We start from the raw sequence: 13,675 nt of genomic DNA on the forward strand, positions 1-13,675 counted from the left end.
TATGGCTAAGCTGGAGCTTATTTTGTTGGATGACGATTTGGACTATGGACACGGCTTGCGTGAATTTTTGCGGGCGGGAGATGCGAGCGGGACGTCGGTGAGGCAGTATACGAAGCAGGAGGCGGCGCTGGAAGCTGTAAAAGCGGCTGGCGGCGGCGCCGTCCTGTTGGTCGGTGAAGGCTATTGGCCGCTTGCCGGAGCGGAGAAGGTGATTGCCGTCCTCTTGCTCGAATCGCTGACGGATACCGGCAGACTGCCGGCGGGAGTGCCGTTCGCTTTTAAGTATGCTCCGCTCGAGCAAGTGCTGCGCGCTGCGGAAAATGCGCTGCGCATCGGTTCGTCGGCGTCGCCGCGCCTGCCCGCATCGCACGGAACGCGCATCGTCAGCTGGTTTTCGGCGGCCGGGGGGAGCGGCAAGAGACGGCGGCGTACAATTTGGCTACTCAGCTGGCAAGGCGCGGCGAAGAAGTATGCTTCGTCAGCTCGAAGCGTTGCCGTCGAGACTGTGGCCGCAGCAGGAAGACCCCGGACACGGTATGGCGGAATGGCTCTACTATGCCAAAATGAAACCGCACGCCGCCGCCGAGCGTGTAGCGGATTTGCTGCGGGCGGGCGATGAACGCGGGCTTAAGCTGGCGGCGCCATTTGCCGCTCCGGCCGATGCCGCCGACATGAACGAAGCGGATGCGGAGCTGCTGCTCGGTTCGCTCGTCAAGCTGAACGCGTTTCGCTGGATCGTCGTTGATTTGGAGGCGGGATGGAGCTTGCGAAGTATCGGAGCGCTATCGGCCAGCGACGCCATTTTTTGGGTTGTGACAGACGATTCGGCGTGCCTCGGCAAAACGGAAGCGCTGCTGCGGCGGTGGACGGAAGAGGCTTCGCCGCACATGTGCGGCAGCGCATTACTTTTGCTGCCGGCAAGTATGTCGGCTTGACGCCGACGGGCTACGACCGGATCGGCATCGAACCTGCGGTAACGCTCCCCTATGTGCCGCAGTGGAAAACGGTGAAGCGTCCGGATGAGCTGCTTAAGGCGACTTTTTATTCGCAGACGCTTTGGGACGGATTTCAGCAGGCGATGCGAAAAGGGGAAAGGAGCGCGAGGCGCATGGATGAATCGGTCCTGACGGAGCTGAAGCGCCGCGTTCACGAAAGGCTCGACTACGGCGGAAGCATGTCGGACGACCAGCTGCGCGATTGCATCGAAGATACGGTGCTGGATGAAGCGCGCCGGCGCGCATGGACGGTGAGGCAGCGGCGCGATGCCGTGTACCGGCTGTTCCACTCGTTCCGCGGGCTCGATGCGCTGCAGCCGCTGCTTGACGACCCGTCGGTAACGGAAATTATGGTCAACGATTATGAAGAAGTATTTATCGAGCGGGCGGGCACGGTGCAGAAAGCCGACGTCCGTTTCGAAAGCCGGGAGCGGCTGGAAGATATTATTCAGGCCATCGTCGGCAAGGTGAATCGGACGGTGAACGAATCGTCGCCGATCGTCGACGCCAGGCTGCCGGACGGCTCGCGCGTGCACGTCGTGCTGCCGCCCGTAGCGCTGAAGGGGCCGACGCTGACGATCCGGCGGTTTCCGGAGCGTCCGTTCACCATGGACGATTTGCTCGCGCGCGGCTCGGTCAGCTCCGCTGCGGCGGACGCTTTGCAGCAGCTCGTAAAAGCGAAGTACAACATTTTCGTCAGCGGCGGAACGGGCTCCGGCAAAACGACGATGCTGAACGCACTGGCCGGCTTTATCCCGGCCGAAGAGCGCATCGTGTCGATCGAAGATTCGGCAGAGCTGCAGCTGCATGCGATTCCTAACTGGGTTGCTCTTGAGACGAGAAACGCCAACGCCGAAGGGAAAGGGGAAATATCGATTCGGGAGCTTATTCGGGCTTCGCTTCGTATGCGCCCGAGCCGGATTATCGTAGGCGAAGTGCGGGGCGGTGAAGCGCTTGATATGCTGCAGGCGATGAACACAGGCCATGAGGGATCGTTGTCGACCGGCCACTCCAATACGAGCCGCGATATGCTGAGCCGTTTGGAGACGATGATTTTGAGCGTTGCGCCGCTGCCGACGGAAGTGATTCGGCGGCAAATTGCGGCAGCGCTCGACATTTTGGTGCATGTGTCGAGATTGCGGGACGGGCGCCGAACCGTAACCGAAATTCACGAGGTGGCAGGGATGAAGGACAGCGAGATCGAGCTGCGCCCGCTATATCGCTTCGTCGAGACCGGTGAACGGAGCGGCGTCGTACAGGGAGAGCTGGAACCTACGGGGCTGCCGCTGCTACATACGGACAAGCTTACGGCTGCCGGAATGCCGGTACCGGCAAGCTTAAGCGGCGGCGAAGCAAGGGGCGTAGCATCGTGAGCATGCTTGTATTGGCGTTTGCCGCCGGTTTGGCATGCTGGACGCTGCTTTCCTGGCGCGATCGCCGCCGGCACAGCCCGGCGAAACGCCAAGCGGAGGTGTCCGAACAAAGTACGCGACTGCCGGACTATAGCGTGTATCAGCTGTCCGCTCGGGAGAAGGTTGCGGCCACTGCAATCGGAGGCTTGACGCTCGCGATCGTTGCCGATTTGTTTTATTCGAGCTGGCTTGTCAGCGCAATTGCTGCTCTTGGCGCTTCGCTTTCCCTAAACCGTACGCCGCTATGCTGCGCGCTCGCCGGCTGCAGACGCTGCACGTGCAATTCAAACAGGCGCTGCAGGCGCTCGCGAGCTCGCTCGGCGCCGGAAAATCGGTTGAACAGGCGTTCGCGGACGCCGTGCACGATATGCGCCTGCTGTACCCGGAAGGCAGCGCGCTCATGATCGAAGAGCTGGAGATCGTGCTTCGCAAGCTGGGCAACGGCGGCACCGCCGAAGCGGCGCTTGCTGATTTCAGCCGCCGCTCGGGACTGGAAGACGCGCTGCAATTTGCCGACGTATTTAAAGTTTGCAAGCGGACCGGCGGAAATGTGATCGAAATCGTGAGGCGAACTTCGACGATAATCGGCGACAAGCTGGAGATCGAGCAAGACATAGCCGTTCTGTTGGCGCAAAAAAAGTTTGAGGCGCGCGTGCTGCTCGCTTCTCCGGTCGCGATAATCGCCGTTTTGAAAATGACCGCAGCCGAATATATGGCCCCGCTCTATGCGGGAACGGGCCGAATCACGATGACGGCGGCGCTCGGTTTGCTTGCCGTATGCTTTTGGTTGACTCTCAAGCTCATGAAAATCCGGATTTAATAGAGAGTAAGGAGGAACGATCCGTGGCATGGTTGCTCGGCGCGGAGTTGGCGGTTTTTACCGTGTTCCATCTGTTGGCGTACCGGTTCTATAAAGCGGAGGCGGCAAGCGGCGGGCATGCCGCGAAGCTGAACCGGCTGATCCCGGCGTTTTTGTGGCTGATCGACCGGTTGCAGCTATGGCGCCGCGCTGCGCCTTGGGCGATCCGTCTTCACCATCTGCATATTGCCCTCTACGGCACTCACAGCTCGATGCTGGAGGCGAAATTGGCCATGGCTCGCACAGGCCTGTACGGCTGCTTGGCGGTAGTGTGCTGTACCTTCTTGGCGCTGCTATCGGATGGTTCGTGGGAATTAATCGCCATTGGCCTGCTCGTTGCCGGCGTGACGCCGCTCCTGCAGCTTCGGCAGTTGAACGAACGTTTGCGCCGCCGCAGGCAAAGGATGCTGCTGGAGCTGCCGGAAACGGTTAACCAGCTGCTGCTGCTGGCGAACGCCGGAGAGACTGTACAGCAAGCGCTGCAAACGATCGTCGAGCGAGGATCCGCCGACATGGACCGCCCGCTTTTGCGGGAGCTAAAGATCGCCGTAGCCGAGTGCCGCATGAACGTTTCCTTAGCCAAGGCGTTGGACGATTTTCAAAAACGGTGCGGTCTGCAGGAGGCAACCGTATTCGTTTCGATCGTGCTGCTGAATTATCGAAGAGGCGGCGACGACCTGGTCGTTGCGCTGCGGACATTCACGCGAGAGCTGTGGGAGAAACGAAAGGCGCTTGCGCGAACGCTCGGTGAGGAAGCGTCCTCGAAGCTCGTGTTTCCGATGGTGCTGGTGTTTCTTGTCGTCCTGATCGTGATTGCTTCGCCGGCGGTCATAATGATGAATGCGAATTAAAGGAGGAAAGCAGGATGAAACGATGGATTACGGTAATCCGCAATGTTTGGCGCGAGGAAGACGGGCTCGGCACGCTGGAAGTGCTGCTTATCGTTGCGGTGCTTGTAGCTATTGCGATCGTATTCCGCAAATGGATTGCGGCATGGTTTCAAGACATTATCGGCAAAGCGAACGGCAATTTGAAAGATAACACGGTGACGACATGCGTACCCGGACCGAATACGGATTGTACGGCTTCTTAAGCAAGGGGGTGCGGCTGAACCCGTTTAGCCGGACAAGCAGGGGCCGCCTTAAGCTGACGGCGGACGAAAGGGGAAGCTTTACGCTGGAGGCATCGCTTACGGCTCCGTTCCTGGTGCTGGCCGTTTTAGCTTTGATCGCGCTATCGCTCTATGTATCGCAATTTGCGGAGCTGCATCGAACGGCTTCCGCAACAGCCGAGCGAACAGCATTCGCATGGAATAAGAGCGATGCTGGACAAGGGCTCTATTGGCGAATCGGCGAAGGGGCGGCGGCATGGTTCGGAATGCTCGGCGGCGGCGGAGACCGGCGGGTTGTGCTGCCGGCCGGAGGTACCGTCCCAGCTGGCACAAGCGGAGTGAAGGCGAAGCTGATGCAAGCAGCGGTCAAGTTGCCCGGCACGATTAACGGCTCTATTTCGCTCGCGGATCGGGTGCTGTTTCGCCGTTTGGATGTGCTCCTGGAGCGGCCGTTTCGCCTGCGGGCGATGTCGCCGTTGGCCGCACTGCCAGCCCGGGAACGCAGCGGTGCGTTGTCGACGATTATCGATCCGGTCGAGCTCGTTCGGCTTGTCGATCTGACCCGAACGTACACGCCGGCCGTTCGCGGCCGTCTTACTCCGGCAGATGCGCGGAATGCCTTGCTGGAACCGGAGCGGGAGGACGGAGGAGCCGTACGCATCCGCTCGGAACGCGAAGCCTCGTCCTATTTGCGCAAGGTGACCGGTGGGCAGCAGCGAACATATCCGATGGAACAAGGCAAAAGCCGTATCATAGACGCTTTGGACAGCGGAGGAATCGCACATCAGGCGTTTTACACCTATACGGAGCCGCAGCTGTTGCAGGATCAGCTGCCGAAAGATGCGAGGCTGCTGCGGGACGGTATCGTAAAGGGGGTCGTTTGGCATTTCTTCGTGAACGGGAAGGTTCCGGAGCCTAGCGCCGCCCTTCGAGCGCAGCTGGAGCGAAGGGGGATTGCGGTCGTTGTTCATCGGTAACGGTAAGAATGATAAAGGTTCGGCATCGGTCTATTTCATGATTGTGCTCGTGCCGATTGTCGCCTTCATGTCGGTGCTGGCCGATTTCGCCCGCATCGGCGCGGCCGACCGCGAAAGCGAGCTGGCGGTAAAAGCCGGACTTCGTTCGGTCATGTCCGCATTCGATGCCAAACTGCACAAATACGGCTTGTTCGGATTGACGCTAACCCCGGAGCAGCGGTATGAGCTGTATCGCAAAACACTTCGGGCGAACGGAACGGAGTCCGAAGGCAGCGCTTCGCTTCGTTATGTCGACACAAGCTTGAAGGGCGGCAGCGAGCTGTTGCAGCCGGTAGTGACGCTCGGCTATCCCGACGTGTTTCGCCGTCAGGCGCTGGAAGAGATGAAGTACCGTGCGCCGCTGGAGTACGTGCTGGAAGTGACGGACAAGCTGAAGAAGACCGGCATGTCGTCGCAAATGGCAAGCGGCCGATCTTATGGAGAAGACGCCGACAAGCTGGAAAAGCTGATCGATAAGCGGGAGGAAGCTCTCGACATCGCATGGGCGAAATTCCGGCGGCTCCACGACAAGTTAAACGGCGATCATGCCGCGTACCGAAGCCGGCTTCAGGAGCTCAATTCGCTTGCCGGCCGGATCGGCTTAAATACAATGGACGGCGTTCGACGTTCGCTCGCGGCGATTGATGATCAAATTGTTTCGCTCCAGGCGGCGGCCGCGGCAGGAGCGGACATAGCCGCTGCGATGCAAGCTTTGCTTGCGCAGAAAAACGCGCTGGAGAAGATGCTCGAGCTGCTGCTGCAGTACACCGCACTCATCGCGGCAACTCAGCTTGATGTGAAGGCGTCGGTGATGGCGGTAACCGATGCGCAAACCGCTATGAACGAAGCGTTAAACGAAGCAAAGCAGGCCAATTCCGAGCTGCGCGCCGAATGGAATCGGGTGAGCGAATCCGCCTCGAGCGGCGCGCCGGTTACGGGGCAATTCGGAGCTGTCCGGGTGATGCCGGACGAATATTTTACGGAGCTGCAGGCGGACGTCGGCACAATAGCGGCGTTGTTCGGGGCATTCGCGCGCGAAGTGGCGGATACGCTCAGCTATAACGACCGCCAGACGGAAGCATTGCAGGCGAGAAACGACGCTTATTCCGAAAAAGCGAATGCCGCCTTCGCCAGTCGCGAAACGGCGGAAAGGCAGCGGCAGCAGCGGAACGAAACGGTCAGAGCGAAGAAGCGGCAGCTGTGGTCGGAAATCGGCAGTGTGCTCGATCAAGCCAAACAGGCGATTGGGGGCTGCAAGCTGGGGATTGACGGGGAGACGGACCGCGAATCGTATAACAAATTGAGCGGTTATGCGACCAAATACGCAGCTGGCGAACAATCGCCGGAAGCCGGCGAAGCGATCGTCGAATTGAACGATCCGAAGCGGATCGGACTGAGCGCGCTTTCTTTGGGAGGCATGATATCCGATGCGCTGACCGGCATGCGCGATGCCGTTTTCGTGAATGAATATGCGCTGACCCATTTCAATTACCGAACATTCGGCATGGAAAAGCTGGGCAACGGACAGGCGAAACCGGTGACGACGTTATCCGAACCGGCCGGCCACCCGCTTAGCGGACAAGAGGCGGAATACGTCACTTACGGTTTTTCGTCTTGCCTGTCTAACGTCGGAGCCGCCTATGGCGAAATTTTTGCGATTCGGATGGGCGTTCGAACGTTGGAACGTCTCGGCGATCCGCAAAACGAGGTGCTGCAGCTCGGTTCGCCGCTGCTCGTGCTCCTTGCCGCCGCAGCGCAAGGAGCCGCAGATGCGCTGCAAGATATGAACAAGCTCACTGGCGGCGATGAAGTAGCCTTATCGTCCAAACTTGCCCCTTCCGTCACATTGACGTACAAAGACTATTTGCGCTTGCTGCTGCTCATACATGGCTCGTCGGAACGCAAGCTTAACAGGCTGCAGGCGCTCATAGAGCTCAACACAGGCATCGATTTGACGAACGCGGCGACAGAGCTGCGGGCGCAAGCGAAAACATCGGTTCGGTTGTTGTTTTTGCCAGGCGGCATGAAGCTTCTGGGGCGCGCCGGCATGTCCCCGTGCCGTGTGGAGGGCGGACGCTGCCAGTTAAAGCGCAGCGCCGAATGGAGATATTGAATATGGAGCATGAGATCGGAAGGGAGCCTAAGTTCATGCGGAGCTCTGACGCCGGCGGCATCGTGCTGGAAGCCGCCTTAACGCTGCCGTTTTTCGCGCTGCTGATGCTTGGATTCGTATCGCTCGTACAACTGGCCGTCGCCGATGTGGCGCTTCGAAGCGCCGTATCGGAAACGGTCAAAACGGTTGCTGCCAACATGTACCCGGTCCGGCTTCTGTATAGCGAAGCAAAAGCTCGCGTGGAGTCGACCAAACCTGCGCAAGCATGGAACGCTGTCGCCGGGCGTATTCAGGATGCGCACGGCAACGTGCAGACTGCCGAGCAATTTGTGGAACAATACGCAGCTTACATTCCGGGGCCGATTGTTCAAATTGTGAATGCCGAGAAACAGCTTCGTACCGCGCTTGAGGACGAAGCCCTCGACCGCGTGGATGGAGTCAAGCAGCAAGTATCGCGAACGGTTGCTCGGGAAGCGGTCACACCGATTTTGGCATCGTTCGCCGATACGAGCATTCTGAAACGGGAGCGGCTGCAAGTTACGGACGTCGATTGGCCTGTTCCGGACGATCCGGAGCAGGCGTGGATCGGCATTGAAGCGGCGTATGAGATGCGGCTGGCGCTCCCCTTTTTCACGCGAACGGTCGTCCTGAAGAAAAAGGCTTTAGAGCGGTGCTGGATCGGAAACGGTTGAAGCGCTTAAGTTTCGAATAGAAGGGAGAGCCATTGATGACGTACGCCGGATTATTTGTTTTTTTGGCCGCTGCATTAATCGCGGATTTGCGTTCGATGCGCATACCGAACGTATTGAACGGTGCCGGCGCCATCGCCGGACTTGCGCTGAATGCGGCTAGCGGCGGTTGGAACGGCTTAGCCGGGGCCGGGCTCGGCTTGCTGGCCGGTTTTGGCGTCGTGCTATTGCTGCATCTTGTCGGCGCCGTAGGAGCCGGGGACGTGAAATTGTTCGCAGCAGTGGGCGCGTTTACCGGCGCCGCTTTTGCGCTTTCGGCGTTAGTTTATTCGATCCTGTATGCGGGCTTTATCGGTCTCTTGCTGGCTCTGTTCCGGCGCAAGCTCGCTCCGACGCTGAAAAATGCGGCCGGCTCAACGTTTTTGCTGCTGACGCTGCGCGATCCGACCGCGTTGACTCACTGGCGGAGCGGCGGAGCGCTGCAATTCCCGTTCATGGCCGCAGTTGTGCCCGGCGCGTTGACCGCATACGCCGCCTGGTACTGGTAAGGAGGCGGACGATGCAGCAAATATTCGGCCTGAACTACGATTATGAATATAGAAACGGAACGAATCTTGTTCTGTTCCGGGATGGCGGGATCCGTGAAGAGGAGCTTTCCCGTATTCAAACCAAAATGCTGCAGATCGGCCAGGTTCCCCGTTTGCTGCCTTTTGTCGCGGAGCATGTGGACGGCCATGTGCGGCTCCTGTATGACATCGGCTCGCGCCGGATGTTGCAGCAGGCGCTATGCTCCGAACCGCTCGGCGTTTTGCAGGCGCTGCAGCTGCTCATAACCGTCACGGCGACGCTGGAGGAGTGCCGCAGCTTTATGTTGCGGGAGAGCGGATTCATTATGCGCGAAACGTTCCTGTTCGCCGGTGCCGACTTGACGGACGTTGCCTTCGTATATGTGCCTATTACGGGCGTGGAAACTCCTCCGATAGCGGAAGAACTGGAACGGTTCATCCGGGCAGTGTCGGCGTACGTTCCCGCCGAAGACCGTTCCGTACTGATTTCTTTTGCCGAATATTGCCGGAACGGAGCGTTTCGCGTCAAAGAGCTGAAACGGAAACTGATCGAGCAGTTGACCGTCTCCTCCATGTCCGAACGTTTCATTGACAGCTCGAATAATAAGCCGCAGAACGAAACGTTATGGAGCGATCCGTTGTTCGATTTGGACGAGAAGCCGATAACCGGTGCCGGGGATGCAGCGGATGCTTCGGATGTTCATGGCATAGCGGACATCTCGGCGCTTCCGGACAAGGCAGATGACGAAAGTTCCATATTGCCGGCACCATTCCGCAAAAGGCTTTCCGTGCTCGTTGCCGCTGCAGGCGTTGTATGCTGCGGCTGGCTATGGAATCGCTGGCTTGAACAGCCTTCCGTTCCGCTGCTGCAAATTTCGTTAGGGGCTACACTGCTGGCGCTGGACGGTTGGCTGCTGGTTCGCTTTGCCATTATGCACACTCGGTGGCCAGTTAAAGGATTGAAACGGACAACGCATAAAGAAGTGCAAACAGATCAACCTCGGCAAATGACGGTCCGGCCTATACCTGGCAAACGGCATCTGCACAGCGAATGGTCACCGGCCAGCAAACGGCGAGCGCGCCGCAACCGGCATCCGAACAACGAATGGTCAACGGCCAGCAAACGTCGAGAGCGCCGCAAACAGTATCCGAGCGGCAAATGGCTCCTCATAAGGAAAGAGCGTTCGTACAGCCAACGGCGTCTGCATGGGCAACGTCCGCTGCGCAGCTACCGTCTTCCGCACAGCAAACGGCCGCTGCCCGGCAGAAGGCTGCGCTGCAACAAACCGCTTCCGAGCCGATACCGCAGCCGCAGCCGGATCCGATCGATCCGCAGCAATACTACGCCTCTCTTGCCCAGCATACGACCTTGCTGCGCAAGCCCGCCGACGTGACCGTGCTGCTGAAGCCGGACCCCCGGGATCATTTCTTGAGCGACGTGTACGCGTATTTGGAGGTGACGGACGGCGGACACCCGCTCAAGCGCATTATGCTTCGGCAAGCGCCGCTCGTTATCGGGCGCAGCGGCGAGCATACCGATTACAGGCTGGACGGCGAGGGCGTCTCCCGTCGGCACGTTGAGATCGTATACGACGAAGGAGCTTATTACGCCAAAGATTTAGGTTCGATGAACGGTACGCTATGGAACGGGGAAAGCATGGTTCCATACCGTGCTTATCCGCTGCAGGAAGGCGACTGCCTCACGGTCGCCCGGACCGAGCTGAGGTTCCGCTTCGTTGAAAACATCCGCAAAACGGTGTAGTATCCAAATGAGAGATTACGCCGTACCGGCGTTAAGCGGGAGGTTTTCGAATGAAAACGCAAATCGATCACTCATATATATTGGAGCAGCTGGAGCGGCTGCTGCGGACACCGAGTCCGACCGGCTACACCGGCATCATCATGAACGTGCTGCAAGCTGAAGTGGAACGGCTCGGGTACGCGTTGGAGCGCAGCAACAAAGGCAATGGGCTGATCCGTATGCCCGGTTCCGATCCGAGCCGTACGATTGGCCTGTCTGTTCACGTCGACACGCTCGGTGCGATGGTTCGCTCGATCAAAGACAACGGCAAGCTGCGGTTTACGTCATTAGGCGGCTACATGATGGGCAGCGTGGAGAACGAATACTGCCAAATCCACACCCGCGACGGTCGAGTCTACGATGGAACCATCCTTACCACAAAGCCGTCCGTCCACGTCTTTCCCGATGCGCGCGAGCTGAGGAGGGAAGAAGCGCAGATGGAAATTCGCCTGGACGAGCCGGTCGCCACCAAAGCTGATGTCCAAGCTCTCGGCATTCGCGTCGGCGACATCGTTTCCTTTGACCCGCGCGTACAAATCAAACCGAACGGATATGTGAAGTCGCGCCATCTCGACGACAAAGCGAGCGTGGCCGCCATTCTAGGATTGCTCAAGCTGATGAAAGACCAAGCGATTACCCCAAAGCATAATCTCTGCATGCTGATATCCACCTATGAAGAAGTAGGTCACGGCGCCGCCTCGCTGCCTGCAGGCATACAGGAGCTTATTGCCGTCGACATGGGAGCGATGGGCGACGATTTGTCCGCAAACGAACGGCAAGTGTCGATCTGTGCCAAAGATTCGTCCGGTCCGTATGACTACCTGATGACTTCCAAGCTTATCGAACTTGCCGAGCGCCATAATATCGGCTATGCCGTCGATATTTATCCGCAATACGGCTCAGACGCATCTGCCGCGCTGCGGGGCGGAGCCGACATCCGCGCCGCGCTCGTCGGTCCGACTGTACACGCTTCGCACAGCATGGAGCGGACGCATATAGACGCTATCGCGGGCACGACCGCGCTGCTTGCTGCATATATCGCCGACCCGGCCGCACATTGACTGGAGGGCGGCGGCAATGAACATTATAACCCTGGAGCGGGTATCGAAAAGCTACGGCGACAAGACGCTGTTTGACCAGCTATCGCTGACGATAAATGAGGGCGACCGCATCGGCCTTATCGGCGTAAACGGTACCGGCAAATCGACGCTGCTCAAGCTGCTTGCGGGACTTGAGCAGCCTGATGCAGGCAAGCTGATTCATGCGAACCGGTTCCGTGTCGAATATTTGCCGCAAGAGCCGGAGTTTGACGCCGGTTCGACTGTGCTTGAGCACGTATTTGCCGGGGATTCGCCGCTCATGGTTGCGCTGCGCGATTATGAGGAAGCGCTGCTGGCGCTGGAGCGCGACCCTGCCAACGACAAGCTGCAGCAACGTTTGTTCGCGGCCCAGCAGCAGGTGGAGGCGTTAGGCGCATGGGAGGCAAGCGCGACGGCCAAAACGGTGCTTGGCAAGCTCGGCATTACCGACACCGATCAGCCGGTAGGCCAGCTGTCCGGCGGCCAGCGCAAGCGCGTCGCCATGGCTCGCGCCTTGCTGCAGCCGGCGGACCTCCTTATTTTGGACGAGCCTACAAACCATATCGACAACGAAACGGCCGCATGGCTTGAGCAATATTTGGCCAAATGGAAACGCGCCCTGCTTATCGTTACCCACGATCGCTATTTTCTCGATCGCGTGACGAACCGGATCGTCGAGCTCGACCGCGGCAAGCTGTACAGCTACGACGGCAATTACGCCGTTTTCCTCGAGCAGAAGGCGGATCGTCTCGAGCGTGAAGCTTCCGAGGAGAGCAAGCGGCAAAATTTGCTGCGCCGCGAGCTGGCGTGGCTAAGACGCGGAGCCAAGGCGCGGACGACAAAACAGAAGGCGCGGGTCGAGCGGGCGGAAGAGCTGCTGGACCGGACGACGGTAAAGTCGACGGAAACGATCGATATGGCGATTGGCGGCTCCAGGCTCGGCAAAAAGGTGCTTGAATTGGAGCATGTTTCTCACTCGCTTGGCGGGCGCAAGCTGATCGACGATTTCAGCTGCATCGTACAGCCGGCTGACCGGATCGGTATCATCGGACCGAACGGCAGCGGCAAGTCGACGCTGCTTCATCTTCTGGCCGGGCGGCTAGTGCCGGACGAAGGCAGCATCGCTGTCGGGTCGACAGTCAAAATCGCTTACTATACGCAAGAAAACGCGGAGATGGACGAGAAGCAGCGCGTGATCGATTACATCAAGGATGCGGCTGAACTTGTAACGACGACAGACGGCGAACGGGTAACGGCAGCGCAAATGCTGGAGCGGTTTTTGTTCCCGCCGTCTTTGCAATGGTCGCCGATCGGGCGTTTGTCCGGCGGGGAGAAGCGCCGGCTGTATTTGCTGCGCACCTTGATGGGCGAGCCTAACGTGCTGCTGCTCGACGAACCGACGAACGACCTCGATATTCAGACTTTAACCGTGCTGGAGCATTATTTGGAGCAATTTCCCGGGGCGGTTTTGACCGTATCGCACGACCGGTATTTTCTCGACCGCACTGCCGATAAGCTGTTAGTGTTCGAAGGCTGCGGCCGCCTTCGGCGCTTCGAAGGCAGCTATTCCGACTATTTGGAACAGACGCAGCCGGAGCCGCATGAACAAGATGCAGCCGCGCCAAAATCCGCCGGAGCGAAAACGGCCCAGCCGGCCCACGTTGCCGAAGGCCGAAGTGATTCCGTACCTGCGGTGCCGAAAAAACTGTCGTTCAAGGACCAAAAAGAATGGGAAACGATCGAACTTTATATTGCGGAGCTTGAGGAGAAGCAAGCCGCCGTCAGGGAGCGATTAAACGGGGCAGGCAGCGACTACGAGCTTTTGCAGCGGTTGGCCGCGGAAGAGAAAGATGTGGCGGACGAGCTGGATAGGGCGATGACCCGTTGGGCCGAGCTGTCCGAGCTCGTGGAACGAATCGAGCAGGCTAGGAAAAATTGATTGTTAAAGATTTGTAAAATCAGATGCGCTGCCTCATGCGCCGGAATGTGCTATACTAACTTGATAATAGCAGAATACTAGAGAGATAAGGGGAA

14 protein-coding genes are annotated in these 13,675 nt (G+C 58.8%); all 14 read left to right on the forward strand.

Annotated features, from left to right (window positions below):
• The first annotated feature begins 1 nt into the window (after window position 1).
• Window positions 2-619, forward strand: coding sequence for a hypothetical protein (locus SD70_RS15145; RefSeq protein ID WP_041048367.1), 618 nt, complete (start codon window positions 2-4; stop codon window positions 617-619).
• The gene (locus SD70_RS15150) at window positions 537-935 is read left to right on the forward strand and encodes a hypothetical protein (protein WP_197081052.1); all 399 of its coding nucleotides are present in this window, start codon (window positions 537-539) and stop codon (window positions 933-935) included. Before SD70_RS15145 ends, SD70_RS15150 begins: the two co-directional genes overlap by 83 nt.
• A 173-nt stretch (window positions 936-1,108) precedes the next feature.
• Window positions 1,109-2,368: a CpaF family protein gene (locus SD70_RS15155; protein ID WP_156158040.1), complete on the forward strand. Its 1,260-nt coding sequence runs from the start codon at window positions 1,109-1,111 to the stop codon at window positions 2,366-2,368.
• Between the two features lie 283 nt (window positions 2,369-2,651).
• Window positions 2,652-3,227: a type II secretion system F family protein gene (locus tag SD70_RS15160; RefSeq protein WP_052487478.1), complete on the forward strand. Its 576-nt coding sequence runs from the start codon at window positions 2,652-2,654 to the stop codon at window positions 3,225-3,227.
• Between the two features lie 23 nt (window positions 3,228-3,250).
• Window positions 3,251-4,117, forward strand: coding sequence for a type II secretion system F family protein (locus tag SD70_RS15165; protein WP_052487479.1), 867 nt, complete (start codon window positions 3,251-3,253; stop codon window positions 4,115-4,117).
• 14 nt (window positions 4,118-4,131) lie between these two features.
• Window positions 4,132-4,359, forward strand: a complete 228-nt coding sequence (locus SD70_RS15170; protein ID WP_041048369.1) for a Flp1 family type IVb pilin — start codon at window positions 4,132-4,134, stop codon at window positions 4,357-4,359.
• On the forward strand, window positions 4,320-5,354 hold the full coding sequence (locus SD70_RS15175) for a TadE/TadG family type IV pilus assembly protein (RefSeq protein ID WP_156158036.1): 1,035 nt from the start codon (window positions 4,320-4,322) through the stop codon (window positions 5,352-5,354). Before SD70_RS15170 ends, SD70_RS15175 begins: the two co-directional genes overlap by 40 nt.
• Window positions 5,341-7,506: a hypothetical protein gene (locus tag SD70_RS15180; protein WP_052487481.1), complete on the forward strand. Its 2,166-nt coding sequence runs from the start codon at window positions 5,341-5,343 to the stop codon at window positions 7,504-7,506. The genes SD70_RS15175 and SD70_RS15180 overlap by 14 nt, the downstream gene beginning before the upstream one ends.
• 35 nt (window positions 7,507-7,541) lie before the next feature.
• The gene (locus SD70_RS15185; protein ID WP_041048438.1) at window positions 7,542-8,198 is read left to right on the forward strand and encodes a hypothetical protein; all 657 of its coding nucleotides are present in this window, start codon (window positions 7,542-7,544) and stop codon (window positions 8,196-8,198) included.
• 35 nt (window positions 8,199-8,233) lie between these two features.
• Window positions 8,234-8,743 carry an A24 family peptidase gene (locus SD70_RS15190; protein WP_041048371.1) on the forward strand — a complete coding sequence of 170 codons (510 nt, stop codon included), beginning with the start codon at window positions 8,234-8,236 and terminating at the stop codon, window positions 8,741-8,743.
• 11 nt (window positions 8,744-8,754) lie between these two features.
• The gene (locus tag SD70_RS36980) at window positions 8,755-10,155 is read left to right on the forward strand and encodes a DUF6382 domain-containing protein (protein ID WP_041048372.1); all 1,401 of its coding nucleotides are present in this window, start codon (window positions 8,755-8,757) and stop codon (window positions 10,153-10,155) included.
• Window positions 10,131-10,523 (forward strand): FHA domain-containing protein, encoded by a 393-nt coding sequence (locus SD70_RS36985; protein WP_041048373.1) that lies wholly within the window; start codon window positions 10,131-10,133, stop codon window positions 10,521-10,523. The genes SD70_RS36980 and SD70_RS36985 overlap by 25 nt, the downstream gene beginning before the upstream one ends.
• Window positions 10,524-10,573: 50 nt before the next feature.
• Complete coding sequence (locus tag SD70_RS15205; RefSeq protein WP_041048374.1) at window positions 10,574-11,623, forward strand: M42 family metallopeptidase; 1,050 nt, start codon at window positions 10,574-10,576, stop codon at window positions 11,621-11,623.
• A gap of 16 nt (window positions 11,624-11,639) precedes the next feature.
• On the forward strand, window positions 11,640-13,580 hold the full coding sequence (locus SD70_RS15210) for an ABC-F family ATP-binding cassette domain-containing protein (RefSeq protein WP_041048376.1): 1,941 nt from the start codon (window positions 11,640-11,642) through the stop codon (window positions 13,578-13,580).
• Window positions 13,581-13,675: the final 95 nt, after the last annotated feature.

This window comes from Gordoniibacillus kamchatkensis, from assembly GCF_000829455.1.
Classification (GTDB): Bacteria; Bacillota; Bacilli; order Paenibacillales; family NBRC-103111; genus Gordoniibacillus; species Gordoniibacillus kamchatkensis.